Annotated in this window: 25 protein-coding genes and 2 tRNA genes; 9 read left to right on the top strand and 18 right to left on the bottom strand. The window is 47.0% G+C overall.

The genetic code is table 11. The annotated features are described in order from the left end of the window. Nucleotides 1–71: 71 nt before the first annotated feature. The 4 genes from B5X72_RS05370 (at nucleotide 72) to B5X72_RS05355 (ending at nucleotide 5,622) form a co-directional block, all read left to right on the top strand. Nucleotides 72–2,279, top strand: coding sequence for a RelA/SpoT family protein (locus B5X72_RS05370; protein WP_079715792.1), 2,208 nt, complete (start codon nucleotides 72–74; stop codon nucleotides 2,277–2,279). Between the two features lie 63 nt (nucleotides 2,280–2,342). Continuing rightward, the gene (locus B5X72_RS05365) at nucleotides 2,343–2,852 is read left to right on the top strand and encodes a Fur family transcriptional regulator (RefSeq protein ID WP_079715791.1); all 510 of its coding nucleotides are present in this window, start codon (nucleotides 2,343–2,345) and stop codon (nucleotides 2,850–2,852) included. Nucleotides 2,853–3,054: 202 nt separating this feature from the next. Then, nucleotides 3,055–4,329, top strand: coding sequence for an adenylosuccinate synthase (locus B5X72_RS05360; protein WP_079715790.1), 1,275 nt, complete (start codon nucleotides 3,055–3,057; stop codon nucleotides 4,327–4,329). Between the two features lie 15 nt (nucleotides 4,330–4,344). Further along, nucleotides 4,345–5,622, top strand: a complete 1,278-nt coding sequence (locus tag B5X72_RS05355) for an anthranilate synthase component I family protein (protein ID WP_079715789.1) — start codon at nucleotides 4,345–4,347, stop codon at nucleotides 5,620–5,622. 28 nt (nucleotides 5,623–5,650) lie between these two features. On the opposite strand, the gene B5X72_RS05350 is transcribed toward B5X72_RS05355, so the two are convergent. From B5X72_RS05350 to B5X72_RS05325, 6 genes are all read right to left on the bottom strand, one after another. Further along, on the bottom strand, nucleotides 5,651–6,937 hold the full coding sequence (locus B5X72_RS05350) for a M16 family metallopeptidase (protein ID WP_079715788.1): 1,287 nt from the start codon (nucleotides 6,935–6,937) through the stop codon (nucleotides 5,651–5,653). Continuing rightward, nucleotides 6,930–8,174, bottom strand: a complete 1,245-nt coding sequence (locus B5X72_RS05345) for a M16 family metallopeptidase (protein WP_079715787.1) — start codon at nucleotides 8,172–8,174, stop codon at nucleotides 6,930–6,932. The genes B5X72_RS05350 and B5X72_RS05345 overlap by 8 nt, the downstream gene beginning before the upstream one ends. A gap of 28 nt (nucleotides 8,175–8,202) precedes the next feature. Next, a complete protein-coding gene (hemF, locus tag B5X72_RS05340; RefSeq protein ID WP_079716027.1) occupies nucleotides 8,203–9,105 on the bottom strand; it encodes an oxygen-dependent coproporphyrinogen oxidase in 903 nt (300 codons plus the stop codon). 8 nt (nucleotides 9,106–9,113) lie between these two features. Then, nucleotides 9,114–10,814, bottom strand: coding sequence for a gamma-glutamyltransferase (ggt, locus tag B5X72_RS05335; protein ID WP_079715786.1), 1,701 nt, complete (start codon nucleotides 10,812–10,814; stop codon nucleotides 9,114–9,116). Nucleotides 10,815–10,818: 4 nt separating this feature from the next. Then, nucleotides 10,819–11,826 (bottom strand): NAD(P)H-dependent glycerol-3-phosphate dehydrogenase, encoded by a 1,008-nt coding sequence (locus tag B5X72_RS05330; RefSeq protein WP_079715785.1) that lies wholly within the window; start codon nucleotides 11,824–11,826, stop codon nucleotides 10,819–10,821. 97 nt (nucleotides 11,827–11,923) lie between these two features. Beyond that, a tRNA-Arg gene (locus B5X72_RS05325) sits at nucleotides 11,924–12,000 on the bottom strand. 168 nt (nucleotides 12,001–12,168) lie between these two features. Here B5X72_RS05325 and B5X72_RS05320 point away from each other — a divergent pair. Together B5X72_RS05320 and B5X72_RS20745 are read left to right on the top strand one after the other, a co-directional pair. Further along, nucleotides 12,169–12,256, top strand: a tRNA-Ser gene (locus tag B5X72_RS05320). A 342-nt stretch (nucleotides 12,257–12,598) separates the two neighbouring features. Beyond that, complete coding sequence (locus tag B5X72_RS20745; protein WP_176146106.1) at nucleotides 12,599–12,754, top strand: DUF5670 family protein; 156 nt, start codon at nucleotides 12,599–12,601, stop codon at nucleotides 12,752–12,754. Here B5X72_RS20745 and B5X72_RS05315 read toward each other — a convergent pair. Both B5X72_RS05315 and B5X72_RS05310 read right to left on the bottom strand, forming a co-directional pair. After that, entirely contained in the window at nucleotides 12,751–13,059 is a 309-nt protein-coding gene (locus B5X72_RS05315) for a DUF3467 domain-containing protein (protein ID WP_079716026.1), read from the bottom strand. The genes B5X72_RS20745 and B5X72_RS05315 overlap by 4 nt on opposite strands. Before the next feature lie 116 nt (nucleotides 13,060–13,175). After that, nucleotides 13,176–14,291 carry a M42 family metallopeptidase gene (locus B5X72_RS05310; protein ID WP_079715784.1) on the bottom strand — a complete coding sequence of 372 codons (1,116 nt, stop codon included), beginning with the start codon at nucleotides 14,289–14,291 and terminating at the stop codon, nucleotides 13,176–13,178. A gap of 100 nt (nucleotides 14,292–14,391) precedes the next feature. Between B5X72_RS05310 and B5X72_RS20740 the strand changes: the two genes are divergently transcribed. Continuing rightward, the gene (locus tag B5X72_RS20740) at nucleotides 14,392–14,535 is read left to right on the top strand and encodes a hypothetical protein (protein ID WP_176146105.1); all 144 of its coding nucleotides are present in this window, start codon (nucleotides 14,392–14,394) and stop codon (nucleotides 14,533–14,535) included. Here B5X72_RS20740 and B5X72_RS05305 read toward each other — a convergent pair. Both B5X72_RS05305 and B5X72_RS05300 read right to left on the bottom strand, forming a co-directional pair. After that, the gene (locus B5X72_RS05305) at nucleotides 14,522–15,301 is read right to left on the bottom strand and encodes a TerC family protein (RefSeq protein ID WP_079715783.1); all 780 of its coding nucleotides are present in this window, start codon (nucleotides 15,299–15,301) and stop codon (nucleotides 14,522–14,524) included. The genes B5X72_RS20740 and B5X72_RS05305 overlap by 14 nt on opposite strands. Before the next feature lie 86 nt (nucleotides 15,302–15,387). After that, entirely contained in the window at nucleotides 15,388–16,542 is a 1,155-nt protein-coding gene (locus tag B5X72_RS05300) for an acyl-CoA dehydrogenase family protein (RefSeq protein ID WP_394332950.1), read from the bottom strand. 279 nt (nucleotides 16,543–16,821) lie between these two features. Between B5X72_RS05300 and B5X72_RS05290 the strand changes: the two genes are divergently transcribed. Together B5X72_RS05290 and B5X72_RS05285 are read left to right on the top strand one after the other, a co-directional pair. Beyond that, on the top strand, nucleotides 16,822–17,364 hold the full coding sequence (locus B5X72_RS05290; protein WP_079715780.1) for an AAA family ATPase: 543 nt from the start codon (nucleotides 16,822–16,824) through the stop codon (nucleotides 17,362–17,364). Between the two features lie 86 nt (nucleotides 17,365–17,450). Next, a complete protein-coding gene (locus B5X72_RS05285; RefSeq protein WP_079715779.1) occupies nucleotides 17,451–18,380 on the top strand; it encodes a DUF6263 family protein in 930 nt (309 codons plus the stop codon). Here B5X72_RS05285 and B5X72_RS05280 read toward each other — a convergent pair whose 3' ends face one another. The 8 genes from B5X72_RS05280 to B5X72_RS05240 all read right to left on the bottom strand — a co-directional run bounded on the left by B5X72_RS05280 (nucleotide 18,381) and on the right by B5X72_RS05240 (nucleotide 24,233). Then, entirely contained in the window at nucleotides 18,381–18,908 is a 528-nt protein-coding gene (locus B5X72_RS05280) for an adenine phosphoribosyltransferase (RefSeq protein WP_079715778.1), read from the bottom strand. Further along, nucleotides 18,901–19,827 carry a helix-hairpin-helix domain-containing protein gene (locus tag B5X72_RS05275; protein ID WP_079715777.1) on the bottom strand — a complete coding sequence of 309 codons (927 nt, stop codon included), beginning with the start codon at nucleotides 19,825–19,827 and terminating at the stop codon, nucleotides 18,901–18,903. The genes B5X72_RS05280 and B5X72_RS05275 overlap by 8 nt, the downstream gene beginning before the upstream one ends. A 99-nt stretch (nucleotides 19,828–19,926) precedes the next feature. Beyond that, nucleotides 19,927–20,274 carry a ribosome hibernation-promoting factor, HPF/YfiA family gene (hpf, locus tag B5X72_RS05270; RefSeq protein ID WP_079715776.1) on the bottom strand — a complete coding sequence of 116 codons (348 nt, stop codon included), beginning with the start codon at nucleotides 20,272–20,274 and terminating at the stop codon, nucleotides 19,927–19,929. Between the two features lie 15 nt (nucleotides 20,275–20,289). Then, on the bottom strand, nucleotides 20,290–21,171 hold the full coding sequence (locus tag B5X72_RS05265; protein ID WP_079715775.1) for a tyrosine-type recombinase/integrase: 882 nt from the start codon (nucleotides 21,169–21,171) through the stop codon (nucleotides 20,290–20,292). Between the two features lie 93 nt (nucleotides 21,172–21,264). Further along, nucleotides 21,265–21,456 carry a 30S ribosomal protein S21 gene (gene rpsU, locus B5X72_RS05260; RefSeq protein ID WP_079715774.1) on the bottom strand — a complete coding sequence of 64 codons (192 nt, stop codon included), beginning with the start codon at nucleotides 21,454–21,456 and terminating at the stop codon, nucleotides 21,265–21,267. 139 nt (nucleotides 21,457–21,595) lie between these two features. Then, nucleotides 21,596–22,372: an SDR family NAD(P)-dependent oxidoreductase gene (locus tag B5X72_RS05255; RefSeq protein WP_079716025.1), complete on the bottom strand. Its 777-nt coding sequence runs from the start codon at nucleotides 22,370–22,372 to the stop codon at nucleotides 21,596–21,598. A gap of 105 nt (nucleotides 22,373–22,477) precedes the next feature. Beyond that, entirely contained in the window at nucleotides 22,478–22,849 is a 372-nt protein-coding gene (locus B5X72_RS05250) for a hypothetical protein (protein ID WP_139378545.1), read from the bottom strand. 286 nt (nucleotides 22,850–23,135) lie between these two features. Then, on the bottom strand, nucleotides 23,136–24,233 hold the full coding sequence (locus tag B5X72_RS05240; RefSeq protein WP_079715771.1) for a helix-turn-helix domain-containing protein: 1,098 nt from the start codon (nucleotides 24,231–24,233) through the stop codon (nucleotides 23,136–23,138). Between the last annotated feature and the right edge of the window lie 173 nt (nucleotides 24,234–24,406).

Here is a 24,406-nt window from a genome sequence, read left to right as displayed (position 1 = left end):
CAGCCCGTCCAATATTCATTTACGGATATACAAATATAAAAATTCTTACAATAAAGCGTAAGGCAATATATATGAAAGAATTAGTGATCGATTTAGAAGCAGAAAGCAAAGAAATACGTAAACGGTATCGTGCGTTGCTCCGGGCTTGCAAGCCTACCTTGCAGCGCGGCGATAAACAAATGATACGCAAAGCGTTTGATATGGCCCTGGAAAGCCACAAGGACATGCGCCGCAAATCAGGGGAGCCTTACATTTATCATCCGATAGCCGTTGCCCAGATCGCAGCAGAGGAAATAGGCTTGGGCACCACATCGATCGTTTGCGCCTTACTGCACGACGTCGTGGAGGATACGACCATTACGCTGGAAGACATCGAACGTGAATTTGGTAAAAAAGTAGCGCGCATTATCGACGGCCTTACCAAGATATCTGGCATATTTGATCCAAACAGTTCCATGCAGGCGGAGAATTTCCGCAAGATGCTGCTCACGCTTGCCGACGATGTCCGTGTTATTCTCATCAAGCTGGCCGACCGCTTGCACAACATGCGCACCATGGATTTCATGCCAAGGGATAAGCAGCTGAAAATTGCCTCGGAAACCTCTTACCTCTATGCGCCGCTCGCGCATCGCCTTGGCCTATACGCAATCAAGTCCGAATTGGAAGATCTTTCCATGAAGTATACAGACCCTGACACGTATAAATTCATTGCTCGGAAGTTGAACGAAAAAAAGGCTGAGCGAGAGCGTTTTATCCATAACTTCATCGAGCCTATCAAGGAGATACTGCATGAACAGGGCATCAAGGCACAGGTATTCGGCAGACCCAAATCGATCTATTCCATTTGGAATAAAATGCGCAAAAAGTCCATTCCCTTTGAAGAAGTATACGATCTGTTTGCCATCCGTATCATCATTGACACGGTCCAGGAAAACGAAAAGGCTGAATGCTGGAAAGCTTACTCGATCGTGACAGACCTGTACCGCCCTAATCCAGATAGGCTGCGCGATTGGGTTTCCTCGCCTAAAGCCAACGGATACGAGTCCCTGCACACCACGGTGATGGGACCTAAAGGCCAATGGGTAGAAGTGCAAATCCGAACAATACGGATGAATGAAATCGCCGAAAAAGGGTTTGCCGCCCACTGGAAATACAAGGAATCAAATTCGGACAGTGGGCTTGACCAATGGATACAGAAGGTCCGGGAAATATTGAGCAATCCTGAGCCAAATGCCATGGACTTTCTCGATGATTTCAAAATGAACCTGTTTTCGGACGAGATCTTTATCTTTACCCCTAAAGGGGCACTGATCCAGTTGCCGAACAATGCGACAGCACTTGATTTTGCATTTGAAATACACTCTGACCTCGGCGCCAGTTGTATCGGGGCCAAGGTGAATCATAAGTTGGTGCCGCTCAGCCATAAGCTACAAAACGGTGATCAGGTGGAAATCATCACTTCCAGTAAGCAAACCCCAAAAGAAGACTGGCTTAGTTTTGTGGTGACCGCCAAGGCCAAGTCGAAGATAAAATCTGCCCTGAAGGAAGAGAAGCGGCGTGTAGCAGAAGACGGAAAGGAAATCCTTGAGCGAAAGCTCAAATCGCTGAAAATCACGTATAATACCGAAAACATCAATAAGCTAACCTCGTTTTTTAAATTTCCTTCGTCGCAAGATTTGTTTTACAACGTGGCGAAAGGAGCCATTGACATTAAAAATTTAAAGGAGTTTGCGCTGAGCGAAAAAACTACCGAGCAGCAAAATGGACAGCAATTCAATTCGCACATCAGTGGCCTGGTTGACAAGATCAATAAAAAGGATTACGAAACGCTGCTGATTGGTGATGACCTGCAAAAGATCGATTATACGCTTTCGCCATGCTGCAACCCCATTCCGGGCGATGACGTTTTTGGCTTTATCACGATAAATGATGGCATCAAGATACACCGCACCAATTGCCCCAATGCCGCCAAACTCATGGCCAATTACGGATATCGCATCGTCAAAGCAAAATGGACATCCCAAAAAGAACTCGCGTTCCTTACAGGTTTGCACATCGTAGGCATAGATGACGTAGGGCTTGTCAATAAGATCACGAAAGTGATCTCCCATGACTTCAAGGTGAATATCCGTTCCATCACGATTTCAAGCAATGATGGCATCTTTGAGGGCTCCATTATGATTTTCGTCAACGACACGGCGCATCTTGAAAATCTCATCAAGCACCTTAAACAGATTAAAGGGATCACCGGTATTACACGGTTTGACTCAGCCAATTGAGATGCCATGCGATTTGTATTTCTACGCAATTTAATGTAAATTTGTACGTTTAACTTTCGGATGATGACTCAAACGGAAAACTACCAAACAGTAAAAAAAATTTTTGAGGCTTACCTCGAAAACAAAAGCCTCCGCAAGACGCCGGAGCGCTACGCTATTCTTGAAGAAATTTATTCCCGAAACGACCATTTCGATGTGGAATCGTTGTATATCCACATGAAAAATAAAAAGTACCGCGTTAGCCGCGCCACGGTATACAACACCTTGGAACTGCTGGTTTCCTGCGATTTGGTGACCAAACACCAATTTGGCAAAAACATGGCGCAGTTTGAAAAGTCGTACGGGTACAAGCAACATGACCATATCATTTGCATTGAGTGCGGCAAAGTTGTTGAGTTTTGCGACCCGCGTATCCATCAAATACAGAGCATGATGGGCGAACTGCTCAAATTCGACATCAAACATCATTCCCTGAATTTATACGGCGTATGCAGCGATTGTTCGGCCAAGAAAGCGGAATTACCCGAACCGTCCTTCTCCACAAAGAAAAGAGAATTAGCCGAGACCCATTGAACTTGATTTGCGCCAGCATTTATTTTCAAGAGCAGCGACAAGCGGATACCGCCTGCCTTTTCGATTTTAAAGTCGGAGAATATCAAAATTATGTTAGATTTGCCACGAAATTGATGTTCCGGCAATCCGCGTCGTCGGTTAATACGCTTACCATCTTTCACTGATTATTAAATGATTTCAATTTTTCAACGCTAATTAAACTATGCAAGTTGATGTGCTTTTGGGCCTGCAATGGGGCGACGAGGGTAAGGGCAAAATTGTGGATGTGCTCTGCCCCCAATATGACTTGATTGCCCGTTTCCAAGGGGGGCCGAATGCAGGACATACCTTGGAATTTGACAACCAGAAATATGTATTGAATACCATCCCTTCCGGAATTTTCAATAAAGACACGCTCAATCTCATTGGCAACGGGGTGGTGATAGACCCTATCATTCTCAAGCGGGAACTCGACACGTTGAAGAAAAGCGGCTTTGATCCGGTGTCAACAGGGAAATTGGTCATCGCCCGCAAAGCTCACCTCATTCTGCCTACTCATCAACTGTTGGATGCGGCCTCGGAGAGCAATATGGGTGCCGGTAAAATTGGTTCGACCCTCAAAGGTATCGGCCCTACATACATGGATAAAACTGGGCGCAATGGACTTCGTGTGGGTGATACGACCTTGCCTGATTTTATGGAGCGCTACCAGCGGCTTGTAGAAAAGCATAAATCGATTTTATCCCATTATGGCGAAATCCCTGATTTTAGCGAACGTGAGCAGGCTTTCATGGAGGCTATCGAGTTCCTGAAAACTATCCCGCATGTCGATAGTGAGCATTTGGTCAACCAATATTTAAGGGGAGGCAAACGCATACTTGCCGAAGGTGCACAAGGCACGCTGTTGGATATCGACTTCGGCTCTTATCCTTTTGTGACATCATCTACGACGACCACGGCCGGCGCCTGCACCGGTTTGGGTGTTGCTCCTGCCCGGATTGGCCAAGTTATCGGTATTTTTAAAGCTTACTGCACCCGTGTGGGGGGCGGCCCGTTCCCTACCGAACTCGATGATGAGACCGGAGAGCGGCTCCGCCAGTTGGGGCATGAATTTGGTGCAACCACCGGGCGTCCGCGCCGTACGGGGTGGATTGACCTGCCAGCGCTCAAATATGCCATTATGCTCAATGGCGTTACGGAACTGGTAATGACCAAGGCCGACGTATTGAGCGGGTTTGAGACCATCAACGTTTGTACCCATTACATCCAGGACGGCGAGAAAATCGATTACATGCCCTACGATATCGTGACCGTCAAACCGCAGCCGGTATATGAGCAACTCAAGGGATGGAACGCCGACTTATGCGGTATTACCCGTGAGGACCAAATTCCCGAGACGCTGCGAGCGTATATCCATTACCTGGAACAACATCTCGGCGTACCCATAAAGTACCTTTCCGTGGGGCCCGATCGTAAGCAGACTTTGGTATTGAGCTGATTTTGTTTTTTGTTTATGGTATCATTAGCATGTCATCTTGACGATAGTGATACATTCACTCAGCAGGCGTTACAGTGGGCCGCGCAGTTTGATAATGTGTGCTATCTCGATTCCAATGGGTATCGCGACAACTACGGCAACATTGACGTATTCATTGCCGTGGGGTGCGTCGAATCGTTTACATCAACTGGCGCAGATACGTTTGGAAGGCTGCAACGATTCATCGATCGCCATCCGAATACGTGGATTCCCGGCTATTTGGGGTATGACCTAAAAAACGAAATCGAGGATCTACATTCTACCCACCCGAATTACACCGACTTTCCCGATGCCTATTTTTTTGTTCCGCAATACACCTTGCTCATTGGTCAATATAACGCCGAAATCAAAGGCCCTGATCCGCAAGCTATCATCAAGCAAATCGAAGCGATCGAAATAAGCGAAGAGCCGTTGGAATTCAAAGGACACTTGAAATCCCGAATGAACCGGTCTGCTTATTTTTCTGCCTTTTCCGCCTTACAACGCTACATCCAGCAAGGCGATATTTATGAAGTAAACCTCTGCCAGGAGTTTTTTGCCGAAGAGGTGTCACTCAATCCGTTGAGTGCTTACAGAAGGCTCAATGAGGTTTCACCTACGCCGTTTTCATGCTTTTTCAAATTTGGGCAAAAATATATCCTTTCAGCCTCGCCGGAGCGGTTCCTGTCCAAAAGCGGTAACACCTTGTTATCCCAGCCCATTAAAGGTACCGCACCAAGGGGCAAAACCGCAGCTGAAGACGAACAGTTGAAAGCTACACTTGCTGCCAATCCCAAGGAAATCAGTGAGAACATCATGATTGTAGACTTGGTCAGGAACGATCTGACCAGGAGCGCCAAGCCGGGCACGGTGAAGGCTTCGGAGTTGTTGCAGATACACAGCTTCAAACAAGTGCATCAACTGATTTCAACCATCACGTGCCAGATACAGGAAAGAATGAACGCCACAGAAACAATCCGGAATACCTTCCCTCCCGGTTCGATGACCGGAGCACCAAAAATCAGTGCCATGAAGCTGATCGATCGCTATGAAAACAGTCGCCGGGGTGTATATTCCGGTGCGCTCGGATATTTCAGCCCCCAAGGCAATTATGATTTTAGTGTCGTTATCCGTACCCTACTATACAATGCGGAAAATGGTTACCTATCGTTCCATACCGGCGGGGCCATCACCCACCATGCCGATCCTGAAAAGGAATACAATGAGTGCCTACTGAAAGGGAAAGCATTGTTTGAAGTGCTTAAAAGCCAATAATTGCACCCTATTGCCAAAGTTGCCTGCATCAGCTTTCGTATTTCCCAACGATTACTTTGATCATATTCTGGTAATTCAGGTATGTGTTGGCCAGCCTCGCTATTTCTTCCGCCGTGATGCTATTGATGGTATCGGAATAGTAGTCGTAGTATTCCAAGCCGAGTCCTGAAAAATACACGGTCTTAAATTTATCGGCATGCGAAAATACATTTTCCAAGCTACCCAGCATCGAGCCCATCAGGTAATTCTTTACCAAGGCCAGTTCGGATTCCTCTACCGGCTCTTCCCGAAGCCGCTGAATCTCTTTTTCAATCTCGGCCAATGTGGCCTTGGTTACAGCAACCCCTACCTCGGAGCTGATGGTAAAAAAGGCACTATGGCGGAGTGATGCCAGCCCCGAACCGATGCTATAAGTATATCCCTTCTCTTCACGGATGTTTGTCATCAAGCGCGAGCCGAAATACCCCCCCAACAAGGTATTTAACACCTGCAGGCCGGGAAAGTCGGGGTGCGATCGCTGGATGCTCTGGCTCCCCAAGCGGATAGCCGATTGCAAAGCATCTTTTCGCTCGTCTACGACCAACAGCCCTTCCGTCGGCGCAAATTTTGGTGCCGGATCCACCGGTATTGCCTTATCCGCCAATTGCCAGCTGTCCCCAAACAATTGCCTCAATGCGTCAATGACCCCGTCGGTGACCTTACCGGAGACAATCAACGTGCAGTTGGCGGGCGTATATTGCTGCTTGAACAGCGCCAATAAGGCCTCCCGGGCAATGCGATCGTAGTCGGGCACATCAGGAATGTAACCATAGCGCGTCGGCCCGAACAATGTCTTGTTAAAAAGCCTACGCGCCACGAAACTATTTTTCTTCAACGATACCTGAAGCTTCTGTTTATTATTGCGGATATAGGTAGCCAATTCCCTTTCAGGAAAAATAGCGTCTGTAAGAATATTCTTGACCAAGGGCAACAACTGATCCAGGTGTTTGTTCAGCGAAAACAATGTTAAGGCTGATTGATCGTAGCCGTACTCTGGAACGAGGAATGCACCATGAAAATCCACCAATTCAGCAATCTGTTTGCTACTGTATTTGGTAGTCCCTTCGAGCAGGAGCTCGCTCGCGCAGCTATTCAACAACGACTGATCTTCCTGGGCAAACACATTCCCAAAAATCCACTCGATGCGTACAAGATCCTGGTCACCAGCATTGAACACGAAGGTTTGCACCCCATTCGGAAACGGGATATGCAGAGGTTTGAGCAGTTTGAAGTCAGTTACTGGATGATATGCCGGCGGCAATGTTCTATCAAGCATGGGATTTGGCAATATAAATGAGCGTTGACGAATTTTCTTTTCTAAACAATTGTTGAGCCTGCTGCTGAATATCGGCAGCAGAAACAGCGAGGTAACGTTCGACTTCATGGTTGAACTTCTCCGCGTCGCCGAGCAACTCAAAATAAGCCAAATTCATTGCTTTTTCGAGAATAGCCAATTCTGCGAAAACCATCGTCGATTCTATCCGGTTTTTGACCTTATTCAATTCGTAAGGTTCTACCTGCTCCATCCTCAATCTATCCAATTCTGACCAGATGACCTGCTCGGCCGCCTCAATGGCAACATGCGGCAGCGGTTTTCCCTCGATGACAAACAGGTTGGCGTCCAAGCTTCCCGTTTGGTAAGCATTGATCTCGCTGAATAATTCCTCTTCTTTTACCAGCCGCCTGTATAACCGTGAAGAAGATCCACGCGATAGCATATCGGAAATCAAATCCATGGCATAATACCCTTCATCCAAGCGTGCCGGTCCATGAAAGGCTATATAAATACTATTCAGCGGCACATCGGCCTTCACCACCTCCCGTCGGGCTTCCTCTTGTTTCGGTTCTGCCGGGAGATTGCGCGCATAAACACGGCCTGCCGGGATGGGACCAAACCATTTCGTTGCCAACTCCTTTACCTGATCCGTCCCCACGTTGCCAGCCACCACCAGGATTGCATTGCCTGGATGATAGTGTTTCGCAAAAAAAGCTTTGACATCTGCCATGTTCGCTTGCTCGATATGCGCAAGTTCCTTGCCGATCGTCGCCCAGCGATAGGGATGCACTTTATAAGCCAGCGGGCGTAGCCTCAGCCACGCATCGCCGTAAGGTTGATTAAGATAGCGCTGCTTAAACTCTTCACACACGACGTTTCGTTGCACTTCCAGACTTTTTTCGCTAAATGCCAGCCCAAGCATCCGATCACTCTCCAGCCAGAAAGCCGTTTCGAGGTTAGCCGCAGGCAAGGTGATGTAATAATTCGTAATATCGTTGCTCGTGAAAGCATTGTTCTGTGCACCCACAGCCTGCGATGGCGCGTCATAATTTGGGATGTGGATGGATCCGCCGAACATCAAGTGTTCAAATAAGTGCGCGAAGCCCGTCTGATCGGGATGTTCGTCCCGTGCTCCCACATTGTACAATAAGTTGACCACAGCCATGGGGGTAGCCGCATCTTCGTGCACCAACACCCGCAACCCGTTAGCCAATGTGAATCGATTGAATGTAACCATTCTTACCTATATATAATCGTTGAATCCGTTATAGTGCCAGCCAGTCGATATCCTGCTTGAGCAAAGACAACGTTTGTGCTTCAGCACTTCCTGGCTCAGGCCTGAAATCATACGCCCACTCCGCATGCGGCGGCAGGCTCATTAAAATGGACTCTATGCGGCCGTTGGTTTCCAAGCCGAACTTTGTCCCCGCATCGTATACGAGATTAAACTCCGCATACCGTCCCCGGCGAAGATGTTGCCAGCGCTTGTTGGCGGCAGTAAACTCCCGATGGCGGTTCCGGTTCACCAGTTCGGAGTATATGGGTACGAACGCGTGTCCCAACGCCGCGGAAAAGTCAAAAATGGTTTCCCAAGACACCTGTGTTTTTTCAGGCGTAAGCCGGTCATAAAAGATACCACCGATGCCGCGTGTTTCCTGCCGGTGTTTAATATAGAAATAACGATCTGCATGCGCTTTAAATTCCGGGTAAAACGCCGGACTGAACCGGTCGCAGATGTTTTTGAGCTGGCCGTGAAAATAGACGGCATCTTCCGTTTGAACATAATGCGGCGTAAGATCTATTCCCCCTCCGAACCATTTAACCCGGTCGTCCAACTCAAAATACCGGATATTCATGTGGATGATCGGCACAAACGGATTATTGGGATGGATAACAATGGAAACACCGGTAGCAAAAAAGTTGGTTTTGTCCACCTGAAACGCCTTTCTCACCGGTTCGGGCAATACACCGTGTACAGCCGAAAAATTGACTCCTCCCTTTTCGATGGCAGCGCCTTGCTGGATAATCCGCGTACGGCCCCCACCGCCTCCCTCACGCTGCCAAAGCTCCTCCTGAAAAGTCGATTTTCCATCCAAAGCTTCCAACCCTCGGGTTATGATATCCTGAATGGATTTATACTGGTTGGCAATCTGTTGTTTATCCATCATTTTGTCCATTAATACCCCATTGCTAAATCATCACCCCGAGGATCGGCTCCCCCATGCATGGCACCATCGGGCAACATCAGTATGGCATCCACACGGCCGATACTTGCTCGATCTACCAACTTATAACCTGTCGTGGATAGCGAATGGCGGACAACCTTACTTACTGCATCGCGTTCAAGTGCAACTTCATCCGGCAACCACTGATGATGAAATCTCGGCGCCGCAACAGCTTCTTGCATATCCATGCCGAAGTCCACAACATTGAGAATGGTTTGAAACACTGACGTCATAATGGTAGACCCTCCCGGTGTGCCCACGACCATAAACAACCGCCCCTCCTTCTCCAGTATGGTGGGAGTCATCGAACTGAGCATACGTTTCCCCGGCTCGATGGCGTTGGCAGTGCCGCCAATCAAACCGTACATATTGGGGGCGCCGGGTTTTACCGAAAAATCGTCCATCTCATTATTCAACAAGAAACCAGCCCCGGCAACCACCACATACGAACCGTATGAACCATTGATCGTCGTGGTGATGGCCACCGCATTTCCCGCTTTATCTACGATGGAAAAATGAGTAGTTTCCTCATGTTCGATTTTCGGCAAGCTGCCGGCATGAATATCGCTGCTGAACGAGGCATGACCAAAACTAAAATTGCGCATCCGTTCGGCATTATACGCCGAGTCAATCAACATCGCTTGCGGCACCTCATAATAGTCCGGGTCGCCGAGATGGGTCGCCCTGTCGGCATAAACCCGGCGCTCAGCCTCTATCATCACACGCATGGTCGAGTCCTTTTGGAACCCCCATTTCGACAGCGGATACGCCTCCACGGATTTCAGCATGGAAATCAATGCAATCCCGCCACTTGAAGGCGGCGGCATGGATACTATTTTGAGCCCACGGTAGGTCGACATCACGGGTTCCCGCCATTTTGCTTCATAATTTTTGAGATCGGCATAACTGATGATGCCGTTGCCGCTGGCCATTTCTGCGACGATACGGTCTGCTACCTCCCCCTCATAGAATCCAGCCCTTCCCTTCTGGCTAATCAACGACAACGTATGTGCCAATTCGGGCTGCACCAATGTATCTCCCGCCTTCCATTCTCCATCATTGATCAAAGCAGTCCCTTCAGGATTGTACTTCTGGAAACTCTCCCTCCTGTTATTGAGCTCCTTGGCCTGCATCTCCGTAAGCGGAAAGCCCTGCCTCGCCAAATGGATGGCCGGTTGCAGCAGTGCTTCCCAATCCAGCTTTCCAAACCTTGTATGCGCTTTGATCATACCATCTACCACACCTGGGACACCAGAAGCCAGTTGTCCGCGCAGGCTGAGCTCGGCAATGGGATTGCCTGTTTCATCCAGGAACATATCTCGCGTCGCTGCCGCAGGTGCAGCCTCCCTGAAGTCAAGCGCGGCAAAGTCGCCCCCAGCACTCCGATATACCATAAATCCGCCACCGCCGATATTCCCCGCATTGGGATATACCACCGCAAGAGCAAACTGTACGGCAACGGCCGCGTCAACGGCATTCCCGCCGGCTTTAAGAATTTGCAACCCCACCCCCGAAGCCTCCGGGTGGGCAGTCACGACCATGCCATTGCGATAAACGGGTGTTGGCCGTTCCTTCTTGAATGTACCGCATGAAACAGCCGTTGCTATCAAGAAAAAAGATAATAGATAAGTGATCCAGGTTCGTCTATTCATGTTATCAGGTTAATTTTTCCGCCAAAGCTTTCATTTCCGCAACTGGCGATCGGTGCTGGTAAAGCACGTTATACACCGCGTTACAAATCGGCAAGTCAATGGCATATTTCGTGCAAATTTGCTGGATGCAATTTGACGCATAGTACCCCTCGGCGATCATATTCATTTCCAGTTGGGCCGATCTGACCGAATAGCCCTTGCCAATCATATTTCCAAATGTACGATTGCGGCTAAACTGCGAATAGGCCGTCACCAGCAAATCGCCCAAATAGGCAGATTCCTTGATATCACGCTCAATCGGATGAACGGTATCCACAAAATAAGCCATTTCCCTAATAGCATTGGAGACCAAGACTGCCTGAAAATTATCCCCGAACCCCACGCCATGGCACATTCCTCCAGCGACAGCGTAAATGTTTTTCAATACCGCAGCATACTCCGTCCCGTATATATCGTCGGAAACGTTGGTTTTGATGTAACGGGTACCAATCAAAGAGGCCACCAATGCAGCCACATCCGTGTTTTTCGATGCCACGGTCAGGTACGATAGCTTCTCCAGCGATACTTCCTCTGCGTGGCAAGGCCCACTGATGACCGCGATATTTTCGATAGGTATCTGGTAATGTTCCTGAAGATAGTCGCCCACGATTTGGTTTTCATCCGGTATGATGCCTTTAATCGCAGATACAATTATTTTATTCCGAAAAGCCTCGGGGGGGACCTGAGCCAGCGCAGCCTTTAAAAACGCCGCGGGGGTGTTAAGGATAATGATATCGGCATGGTCAAACACCAAACGTACATCGGTATGAATATGACGTTTAGGGATTTTTATGGTCACCGCGCTCAAATAGTTCGGATTATGCCTGAACCGGCGGATGTAATCAGCCGTCTCGCGGTTGCGCACCCACCAAAACACGGATTTATTCGCATTATTGTCTTCCAGCATTTTTACGATCGCTGTCGCCCAGCTGCCGCTGCCCACCATTCCAACTGTTTGCTTAATCACGTTCATAACCTATATTTCACGATACCTATCACCCAATTGGTAAGTTAGCTTTTGCATGGTAAGCTAACAAAAAAGCCCCTCAATTTGAACATCAAGAGGCTCTTGGTACGCCCATTAGGATTCGAACCTAAGACCGACGGTTTAGAAAACCGTTGCTCTATCCAACTGAGCTATGGGCGCTCCCTTTTTTCGCTGCAAACTTAGCTAAAATTGTCCATATAAAAAACAATATTCATTCCCATTCCCTTTTTCTGGGGTCCGTAAAAAATATTCAACTGAAAATGTTAGGCTTAACAAAAAAAGCATAATTGAATTTGCAAAATGTGGTAGAGTTTGTACTTTTGCGGCGGAGAGTTGGCAGAGTGGTCGAATGCGGCGGTCTTGAAAACCGTTGTCCTTAACCGGACCGGGGGTTCGAATCCCTCACTCTCCGCCAAGCAAATGAAGCCCCGCAATAGCGGGGTTTTTTCGTTTGCAGGCAAGCCAAGCTTGCTTGTGCGATGCAGCGATAAACGGAAAAAGGAATGAGCGAAGCGAATGGCTTCATTTGCTTGAGCAGCCCCCCCTCCAAGGGATCACCGAAACGAGATGAAGGTAATCCCTCACTCTCCGCTACAAAGGAATTTGTGCGCCTGTCTGCAACAAGCGGGATACCAGTTTGGGCACAAAGGTCGAAATGGCTCCAAAAAAGGGAACGTTCTTCCCCCCCGTCATCCTTTATTTAATTCATTATTCAAACAAATCCGCACATAAACCGTTGTATTGAAAAAAACACCGTATGAGAGGATTCCTTTTTATATTAGCACTCATTCTGCTGGCTGTCTGGGGAATAGGCATATTTTTATACGCGTTGAAGGGCCTGTTTAATATTGTCATCATACTGGCCGCCATCGCGTTTATCATGGCTATTTTCAGCAAGCCCAAGCGGACTTAGGCCTGAGCCGTAGGCCCCCCGAAATTCATCGGAAAGGGCGGGTCGTCATGCGCATCGATATTGCCATTGACAGATTCATATTTGGCAATATTGTCATCAAGTGCACGCAATAGCCTTTTGGCATGTTCCGGCGTCAAGATTATCCTGGACTTCACTTTGGCCTTCGGAATGCCCGGCATAACGCGGATAAAATCGATTACAAATTCCGTGTTGGAATGGGTTATGATAGCCAAGTTGGAATAAATCCCTTCCGCTATGTCCTCCGTAAGCTCTATATTCAATTGGTTTTCGTTCTTTTCTACCATGCTCATGCCATCGTTTATAATGTAGCTTTAGACAAAAGTGCGAAGAATTTTCCAATAATGCATGAAAAACGAGAAACCATCGGCTTCAGCCTGTTTTCCGCGAAGCCGACGGTTCGTTATTGTGCGAAGGTACGGAAATCATGTGCTGATTTGATGGACAGCAACGTCTCGTAAATCAGGCGGATGACGTTGTCTACGTCTTCTTTATGAATCATTTCTACGGTCGTATGCATATAGCGTAGCGGCAGCGACACCAATACCGAAGGTACCCCTTCATTTGAATACGCAAACGCATCCGTATCTGTGCCTGTCCACCGTGAAGAGGCCTGCCGTTGGAAAGGAATGTTTTTCTTCATCGCTGTGTCGATCAGGAGCCTATTGAAGTTTATCTGTACGGAAGGCGCATAGGAAACCACGGGGCCGTTACCACATGCGAGATCGCCTTGCGTGACCTTATTGATCATGGGTGTTTGGGTATCGTGGGTCACATCCGTGATGATAGCCAGGTTAGGCTTGATCCGATGGGCAATCATTTCCGCTCCACGCAAGCCAATTTCTTCCTGCACCGAATTAACGATGTACAAGCCGAAGGGAAGTTCCTTTTTGTTTTCCTTCAGCAAGCGGGCCACTTCTGCGATCATAAAGCCCCCCGCCCTGTTATCCAATGCTCGCCCCACATAGTAGCGGTCATTCAACACCATGAACTGATCTTCATAGGTCACCACACAGCCCACATGTATTCCAAGCGCTTCCACCTCTTCCTTGCTGGCACAGCCGCAGTCCAAAAAGATATTTTTCAATGTCGGGCTTTCTTCCTTTTCGCCCGATCGCGTATGGATAGCGGGCCACCCGAATACAGCCTTCACCACTCCCTTATCCGTATGGATATTTACCCGCTTCGACGGCGCAATCTGGTGATCTGAGCCGCCGTTGCGGATGACATAGATCAGCCCCTCTTTCGTAATGTAGTTGACAAACCACGATATCTCATCGGCATGTGCTTCGATAACCACCTTAAAATCCGCGTTGGGATTAATCACCCCCACCGCTGTCCCGTAATGATCCGTAAATGTCTCGTCGACGTAAGGCCTCAGATAATCCAGCCACAGGCGCTGGCCCTCCCATTCAAAACCAGTAGGCGATGGATTATTGATATACTGCTCAAAAAAATTCAACGATTTAGGCGTGACGACCGCGGTATGTTGTTTTGGTTCTTTTTTTGCTTTAGCCATACTATAGTTGGTTTTTATGTTACGGATAAATTAGCCGCCGCCAAATTTAGGAAATTATTATGGCCATGGCGACACAAATCAAAATACAAAGTTCTGAGGTATGAAAAAAAGCTTATTCAAGTTGCTTGTCAAGCTCAACAACGCATTGCTGCCCAAATACGCAGGCAAGGATCCTGCTATGCTTACCAAAGCCCAACGTGCGATTTTGGGATACCGTTATTGGGTGCTCATCAATTCACTTTGATTTCTCCTGGTGCAGCGGGTTTCGTATTTTTTTTCTGGGCCCGAAGGTTGAGGAACTCTACCAGCACGGAGAATGCCATTGCGAAATAGATGTATCCCTTCGGTATGTGCTGTTCAAAAGCTTCCGCCGTTAGTGACACCCCTATCAACAGCAGGAACGCCAGCGCAAGCATCTTTACTGTTGGATGCTGGTTTACAAAACGGCTGATCGATGCAGCGGAAAGCATCATAACCCCCACTGCTATAATTACTGCTGCAATCATGACTTCTATCCGATCGACCATCCCAACGGCTGTAATGACCGAATCCAAAGAAAACACAATGTCCAAAACGACAATCTGGGCAATCACATTGCCAAACGTGACGGGTTTCCCTTTCAGTTCATGGCGGTGCTCCTCGCCTTCCAATTTGGTATGTATTTCGGACGTCGCCTTATAAATCAAAAACAAACCGCCAAGCAATAAGATCAGATCCCGCCCCGAGAGGTTCAGGTAATGATTGATATTGCCGTTTTGAATGCCCAGCCACTCACCGATGGTCAGGAATGGTTCCGTCAATGACATGATCCACTTTATCGAAAACAACAGCCCCACCCGCATGATCAGTGCAAGAAAAAGGCCCAGCTGGCGGGCTTTCTGCTGCTGCTCACCCGGCAGTTTACCACTTAAAATCGAGATAAAAACGATATTATCAATACCGAGGACGATTTCCAATACGGTAAGGGTCAGGAGGGATATCCAGACCTCCGGGTTTAAGAGCCATTCCATATTAACCAATTAACATGCAAACGTACGCATTGTTTTTCATTGCCGATGCAGTCTTCCATTTTTTTTGATATTCGGTTGGCCCGGCCTCAAGCTTTCAGCACTTCACGTGCAATGATTAGTTTCTGGATTTCCGAAGTACCTTCGCCGATGGTGCACAACTTGGCGTCCCGGTAGAATTTTTCCACTGGAAAATCCTTGGTATACCCGTATCCGCCGAAGATCTGCACAGCTTCCGTCGCACAGCGTACAGCCACCTCCGATGCATAGTACTTTGCCATTGCCGAGTTTTTGGTCACCTCCCTGCCCTGATTTTTCAGTTCGCAAGCCTTCCTGATGAGCAGCTCTGCCGCTTCGATATCCGTGGCCATATCCGCCAGTTTGAAAGATATACCCTGGAAATTCGCTATCGGCTGGCCGAATTGATGGCGTTCCTTTGCATACTTGGCGGCAGCTTCCCATGCACCTTTAGCAATGCCCAAGGCTAATGCCGCAATGGAAATGCGTCCGCCGTCCAGCACCGACATGGCTTGCCTGAAGCCTTCCCCTTCCGTACCGAGTAGGTTTTCCCGTGGTACCCGGCAATTATCAAAAATGAGTTCCGTGGTTTCCGACGCTCGCATACCCAGCTTATTCTCCTTTTTTCCCGAACTATAACCCGGTGTACCTTTCTCTACCACAAGCGCAGAAATGCCATGCGACCGGTCCTTTTCGCCGGTACGTACCATAACCACGGCAATGTCGCCGCTTTGGCCATGTGTTATCCAGTTTTTTGATCCATTTATCACATATTCATCTCCATCCAGCACCGCCGTCGTCCCCATGCGCAGGGCGTCCGACCCAGTATTGGCCTCGGTCAGTGCCCATGCGCCTAGCCATTCGCCTGCTGCCAGCTTGGGCAGCCAACGCTGCTTTTGACTATCGTTGCCAAAGGTCATGATGTGCCCGGTGCACAGCGAGTTATGCGCCGCGAACGAAAGGCCTATGCCCCCGCAGACCTTCGCTATCTCCACAATAATGTCTACATATTCATGGTAGCCTAAGCCTGCGCCTCCGTACTCAACGGGCACCAGGGTCCCCATGACGCCGAGCTCGCCCATTGCTTTAAAGGTGTCCACAGGAAAATACTGTCCTTCATCCCACTCCATCATATGCGGTTGGATGTGTTTCGCCACAAATTCGCGCACCATCTGGCGTACCATTTCACGGTTTTCTTCTTCGTGCATTGCGGATTGTCTATGCATATTCATTGGTTTAATGCGTTATCATAATGGGTTTTGCACAATGATAAACAATCTAAAAAGAAAAGCAAACCAAAGAAAATACGGTATAATATAGAATAAAATAGTTTCTGGTATGAATTTTTTATCCACTGGATTACCGAGATGGTTTATGACATGGCCCGACCATGATATATTTTTCAGAAAAAAAACGGCAAGGGCAAACGGCACGCCGAAAGGACATAGTTTTGCAACTGCAAACCGCTAACTTTACAAGATAAAATTAAAAAAAGAAATCACCATATGCGTCTCAGTTTTTATGTGATAACCGGAGGACCTGGAGTCGGAAAAACCACACTGGTGCAGGCATTGGAAAATGCAGGATATCCGGCGGTTCCGGAAGCAGCGAGAATCATTATCCAGCAGCAAATGGCAATTAACGGCGACGGCTTACCTTGGAAAAACAAGGAAAAATATACAAATCTGATGCTGGAAGCCGCCATCCGAGATTATAAGCAAGCGGTCGAGAACCACACCGGCAGCATTTTTTTCGACCGAAGTGTTTTCGATGCCATCTGTTATGCAACGATGATTGGTTATACCATTGACGCATCCCTAATGAAAGCGGCCCTTTCCTGCCGATACAACAAGGTGGTGTTTATGCTACCGCCTTGGCCGGAAATTTATAAAACGGATAAAGAACGGAAACAATCATGGAAAGAAGCCGAATATACCTATTATCGGATGAAAAAAACCTATCATCAATACGGTTATGACGTGGTAGATGTGCCCAAAGGCGCTATTGACAAACGGAAGGAATTTGTGTTAAGCCATATAAAGGGGTGACCCGGTATTTTTTAAAAAAATAAACACAACGAACCTTCATAAAGTATACCTTTGAGGGAAACGCATATCATTAAAAAGAACACATTATGAAACATGCTGTCGCATTAGGCTTATTGGTAGCCTTTTTTACCACTGCCAAGGGATCCTCCGATCTACCATTACCCCAAAAAGAAGATGTGCTGCCGGATAACCGGGCATTGACATTAAAATTCAATCTCAAGCCAGGCGAGCAGTATTTTTTTTCGTCAGCAACCAAGCAAAACATTACACAAAGCTTCATGGGCCAGCAGATGGCCACCACACAGGATATCCTTTCCGAATACATCTATGATATCCAGTCGGTACAAAATGGCATCACTGCCATCAACGTGACCTTCAGCAGGATAAAAATGGATACAGACGTCGCTGGCATGCAAAGAATCACATTTGATTCCGAAAACCCTGAAGCAAGTTCAAACGAATTAAGCGCAATCTCCAATCTCGTCGGTAAGTCTTTTCAGATGTACATCAATGAAGAAGGAAACGTAGAAAAAGTGGAAGGTCTGGCCGACATCATCGATGCGGCCGGTGGGCAGCAGGCCGAACTGCTGAAGCAAAGCTTTGGCGATTCTTCCATGATTCTCAGCATGAATCAGATGACTAATATTTATCCAGCCAACCAAGTGGAAATCGGCGACAGCTGGGTCAAAGCATTCACAGGCCCTATTGCCGGCATGATGCAATCCGAAGCAACCTCCACGTTTGTCCTCTCCAAGACCGAAGGCAACGTGGCTACCCTGACGGTAGCCGGTCAGATGAATTTTTCAAAGCTGCAAAACGGCGGCAATCCCATGTTGCAAGGCGCCGAGTTCAAACTGAAGGGCACACAAGAAGGCACCTTGCAAGTAGATGTCGAGTCCGGACTCCCGATACAGACCAACCTCAAACAAGATATCGGTGGCGACATCGAAATACAGGGCATGCAGATACCGATGTCCATTGTTTCAGACATCACGATTACGGGTAAAAAATTATAGCTAATACGCCGCCAAGGAGACAACCTGCGTACTGTAATCAGCCAACCGTTCCTTACCCTTAAGGAAATCGAGGCTGATGATAAACGCATAACCCGCGACAAGTCCACCAAGCCGCTGTACGAGCTGGCTAGTCGCCGCCACCGTGCCGCCTGTGGCCAGCAGGTCATCGTGAATGAGTATCCGGGCGCCGGCATTGAAAGCATCTTCATGGACCTCAATCGTTGCCTCCCCGTATTCAAGGGCATATGACTGTGCAACAGTACGGTATGGCAGCTTCCCTTGCTTTCGGATAGGCACAAACGGCTTTCCCAACCGCTGGGCCAGCATCAGCCCAAACAGGAAGCCCCGGCTTTCAATACCGGCTACCACATCAATTGTATCCGCTTGCAATCGCGCTTCAAACGCATCCACTATTGCCTTGCAGAGCGCCGGGTCTTTGAGGATTGGGGTGATATCTTTAAAGACAATCCCCGGTTGAGGAAAGTCATATACGTCGCGTACGACAGATTTCAGTCGTTGGTCAATCATTAGCTATGGTTAAATAAGGTACAATTTTACGGAAAATCTCTTCATCAATAATGGCAATATCTAATAAATCCGTGAGCGTGCGATAAGGTCCATGCTGCTTTCTGTATTGGACAATGAGGTTTGCCAGCTTAGCCCCGATCAGGGGATGACTGCTCAGCTGTGCATAGTCCGCCATGTTAAGCGCTATTTTAGCCACTTTCGCGGTGTCCACAAAAACGTGGTCTTTCAGTCCGTCAAACCGGAGTGTGTCAAACCCATAAACGTCCATGAGCTGCGAGACCTGATGAAAACCACCCAGTCTGTCCCGAAACCGCACAATGCGCGAGGCGTACACCGGCCCGATGCCCGGCAATGCCTGCAATGCCAGTGAATCGGCCGTATTCAAGTCGAGGTACAGCGCTTCCGGGGCGGTTTTTTCAATGGGTATGGCAGGCCGCCCGGCAGTCGCAGGCCGCTCAGCAGTCGCGGGCCGGATATGGATATACGGCTCAAGGCGGGCATAGTCCGATTCACTGATGGCATAGATTTTTTTCAGGTCTTCTTTTTTACGAAATCGGCCGCCCTTCGCTTCGTAGTTCTTGATCATGCGTATCTGCCTGTCGGAAAGCCCCAATCGTTTCCATGCTACCACAGCCAAACCATTGGGATCGAACGGAAAGTAGTCTACTTCCGCCAGCTGATATGCAATTTCGGACGAAGCCGTTTCAGCCGGGCTGTCCGTTTCGGTGCGCCTATCTACCGACGCCAAAAAACGCTCAATCGTGTCTATATAAGCCGGAAACGTCTCATTTTCCCGGACCTCCCTGCTACGGTATATATGCGCGCCTACTCCCATGGCCAGAAGCAGCACGGCAAGTACACCTATTCCCCTTAATTCGCTACGACTGAAAGCAAAAAACTTTTCAAACCAGCTCGACATGACAACGTGTAAGGTTCCAGCACCGCAAGATAGCAAAAACAATAAAAAAGCCCGGCAAATTCGCTGATTTACCGGGCTTTTTGATATACGCGACGTATTTTATGCCACTCGCTCATCGATCAAAGACAGCAATGCCTTGTGATTACTCGCTTTGGTCCGCGTTTTAGTCTTATGTTTATTAATCTGCCTACGCAGCGATTCCACAGCCAAGTCAGTGGCCTCTTCGAAGGATTTCGCCTGTGCTTTAGCGAACAATTGGCTACCGGGGATATTGAGCTTGAACTCCGTAATTTTATTGGCTTCGTCTTCCACATTCTCCAATTTCAGGTAGCACTCCCCGTCAATAATCTGATCAAAGAACAGGTCCAACTTGTTTACCTTTTTTTGGATAAATTTGATTAACTTCCTGTCTGCATCAAACCGGATAGATTGCACAATAATATTCATATTTCCTCCTTTTTTTTAAGCCTTTGGATGGGCTTGTTTATAAATCGATTTAAGGCGTTCTACTGAATTGTGTGTATATACTTGCGTAGCAGCTAACCCCGCGTGTCCCAATAGTTCTTTAATTGCATTTAAATCCGCTCCGTTGTCAAGCAGCGCGGTGGCAAATGTATGCCGTAATACATGTGGACTCCTTTTTTGTTGCGAAGATATAGCGCTGAGGTAATGCGTTACGATGTCATAGATCAATTTGGGATAAGCATCCTTCCCTTCTTTAGTAACGATCAGACGGGATGAAATGTTATCAAAACGTTGCGTTTTTTTTACGTCAATGTAATGTTGAAGTAATGTACCTAATGTTTGGTTGAGCGGAACGAGCCGTTCCTTGTTCCGTTTACCAAAGATAAGGACATTCCTGTTGTAGAAGTCGATATGTCCTTCGCAGATTTGCAACAGCTCAGCAAGCCGGATTCCCGTACCAAACAGCAGTTCCATGACGACCTTATCACGGAGCCCTTCAAAGGTATCGGCGAATACGCCTTCCGCATCCAGCAGTGCCGATAGCTTTTCCTTATCGACTACTACGGGTAGTTTCTTGGGCGTTTTAAGTGCCTTTATCAATGTAAAAGGGTTTTGCAATGCCAGCCCTTCGCGCATCAGGAATCTGTAATACGTGCGAAGCGCGGAAAGGCTTCTGTTGACGCTTACCGGGCTCTGGCCACTTTCCAGCAGGTTAGCCAAATAAGTCCTTGCCTGGCGGTTGGTCACCGCATTGACGTCGATGCCCGCTTCGCCGAGGTATTCGATATAACGATTGACCTCATGGTCATATGCAGTAAGTGTATGCGCCGAATAGCGCTTTTCATAGCGGAGGAATTTGGCAAAACGGTCTATAAACATCGAAAACTACCCTTATATTCTACATGCTGAATATACAGATAGTTTTCTGATGTTGCAAATAAATTGCTTTTTATCTATACCGGATAAAAATCCTTAGATGGTATCTTGGTTAAGGCTCTGCTTGTAAATAGCCTTTTTTATTTGCGTACGGCGGGCAACAGATTTTTTTTCATAAGCTTGACGGGCCCGCAGTTCGCGCAACACACCGGTCTTTTCAAACTTCTTCTTAAAACGCTTCAACGCCCTATCAAGTGATTCACCTTCTTTTACATTTACTATAATCATGTCCTGTTATACCTCCTTTCGTACGAAAATTTGTGGATTGCAAAGGTAGTATAATTATTTGAAATATAAAATAAAACTGCATAGGTATCCCAATCGATGTGCCGAATGCGCATGCATCCCGAAACATAACAGCGACATGTTATCGCAGTTCCTTTTTTATTTTATTTGATAATAAAGGTAGCCGAATCCAAACTGGCAAGATTTTCAGAAACAGCCAGCTTAAGGGATTAACCATGATCACCGTGTCTCTTTTCGTTAGTTGACGAATGCAGTAGCGAGCCAGCCTGTCCGGATCCAGCGCGGTTAAATTCGCGAAGATTCCTTGCTCGTTGATTCGTTTAGTCGCGTCGGGGTTAGTACGCATAGGACCCGGGTTTACCACGCTAACGAAAACGCTGGTATCTTTAAGCTCTTGGTAAAGCCCGCGGGAAAAAGAATGGATAAACGCTTTCGATGCCGGGTACACCGTTTTGTAGGCAATGGGCGAAAATGCCGCAAGACTTGAAACATTCAACACGTATGATTTTTCTTGCCGTTTTAAATTCGGCAAAAGCTGATGCGTGAGTAATGTGGTGGCAAGTACGTTAAGTTGAATAATTTTTTCTATATATGCGGAAGAGGCTTCATCAAACCGTTTGGTACCACCGATCCCGGCATTATTGATCAACATTTGGACATCGAAATTCCCGTTTATCCAATCAGACGCCGCCATCACGTTTTCCTTTATGGCCAAGTCGGTTTCATAATAAAACGCACGTATGCCAAAAAGGCTATGGAGACGCTTGCTTATCGTTTGTAGATTCTCATCCGGCAGACTGATCAAGATCAGATTCCAACCGTTCTTTGCCAATTCGTAGGCAAAGGATTTGCCCAATCCCTGACTTGAACCCGTAATTACAGCATATTTTCCTTCCATCATCTGAAGTATCATTCTTGTGGTCAAAAGTGGCCCATTCGCAAAACCCTGATAACGCTCGGAGAATTGTTTATCACGTGATAGGGTGAAGATATGGCTTAGCCCCTACCGAGCCTCCGAGCGATGCCGTAAATCAATATGTAGACTTTCGGACAACCCTTTGATACGGCATAGGACGGTATCAACGTAGTATTTTATCTCATCCAACTTGTATTTTTCGCCGTGACGCCGAGTTAAGTCACCTACCATAATTTCCAACGAAACGCCGTTTTTATTTTCTGCCAGGCTAAAGACATAGTCTATATCATGTTCGATATCCCAATGCACAATTGATTTCAATCCGTCAGAAACATGAAGTTCCTTAAATGAATCAAATCCCTTTTCCCATTCTTTAATGTATTTGTATTGGATTAGTACCTGTTGAATGATAGTCACATCTGCTCCAATTGAAATCGAACCTTTAACGAAATCAGTCATTATAGCTACGTTTTGTTTTGTGAATGCTTTGCTCATCAGTCAAGCCCAGTACATTTTAATTTCCGCAACAAAACTAAAAGCAAAGCGCGTGTTAAACGCCCTCCATTATCAAGTCGAACAACCTTTCATCAAACAAATAAAGTACTACAAAACAAACACTTACACGTCCGCACTTATAAAGACGAACGAAAAGCATCTTGCCCTCGTGGCTATCGACCAGGCAAGGTCTAAGAATGAAAAAAATAGCATTTTGAATATACCAAGCTCCGTTTGATTCGATACATAATCAGGTCTGAATACGCTTCCTTCTATATTCTGAGGGCGTATAATCTGTCATTTTTTTGAACGTGGTGTTGAAAGATGTCTTCGAATTAAACCCTGATTCATACCCGATCACCAAGATATTGAAACGATCATACGCTGGGTTCTTCAACAATTCCTTAGCTTTACGGACCCTGTATCTATTAATGAAATTGAAGAAATTCTCCCCAAATGCCGTGTTTATTACGTAAGAAAGCTGGTGAGTAGATAAACCCGTTTGCCCGGCCAACTTAACCAGGTTCAACTCGCTATTCAGATAGGGTTGTTCATTTTCCATCAGCTGGAGCAACCGCTCCTTCAGTATGTACAATTCCGAGTCTTCTACCACCTTGGTCTTAGGCGCATCTTGCGCTTTCTCGATAAGCGTATTTCCGCTGACCACGTCAGAAAGCTCCATTCCCCGGGGAAATATCTCCTTTTGTCGAAGCGAGTAAAATGCGACCAGGTAAACAACCGCAACAAAAAACAGATTGATGTAAATATTCAGTGGTTCCGCTTTCGTTAAAAAGTTGTATGCCGCAACCACAATCGCTGACCCGATAAAAGAATACGTAATGTATTTAATCCAACGCAAATCTATATTTTCAGTATAAGAATGAATGGACTTAATAATGCGTTGGTGTTTTAAAATTTTTATGTGAGCCCATATCGTATAAAAAATGGAATGTCCTAAGAAAAACATGATAGCACTGAGCTCGAACGATTCCGTTTTGATGCTTTCCGGAGATAAAAGAAACACTAAAAATACCACAGGCGCAACAGCTATCCACGCGTGTCTCCAAGCCAACCTCGTATCCGGTTCGGTATAAAACTTAACACTTAAGATAAACGATATAGGAACTAAAAACTGGAACAACCTGAATATGACGAACACGGCATTTGTCGTGTTGAGGTATTCTGCAAACAAGAGCTCATCAAGCCAAAAAGTCGACCATTGAAATGTAAAAATACCAAACAATAGGTTAGCTCGCCGATTAACAGAGGTGACGTTCGTTAAATGTAGAAACGATAACAATAGTAGTCCTCCGACTATCAATACGGTGATAAAAAAATCTGTGTCCATAATCCTAAAGTTACACTAAAAAGGGACATCGCCAAATAACAACTCGCTCACCTATCCGATTTTGTCCTTTTCATTCCCGATACAGCTAATTGTACTATGCAAAATCAAACCCACTGCTCGCATTCAACAAAAATGCCAAGTGAATCCCATCCCACCGTTGCCAGTAAACAAAA

The organism is Parapedobacter luteus (assembly GCF_900168055.1).
GTDB classification, from domain to species: Bacteria; Bacteroidota; Bacteroidia; order Sphingobacteriales; family Sphingobacteriaceae; genus Parapedobacter; species Parapedobacter luteus.
The sequence above is the reverse complement of the archived record's forward strand: the minus strand, read 5'-3'. Positions and strand labels throughout refer to the sequence as shown.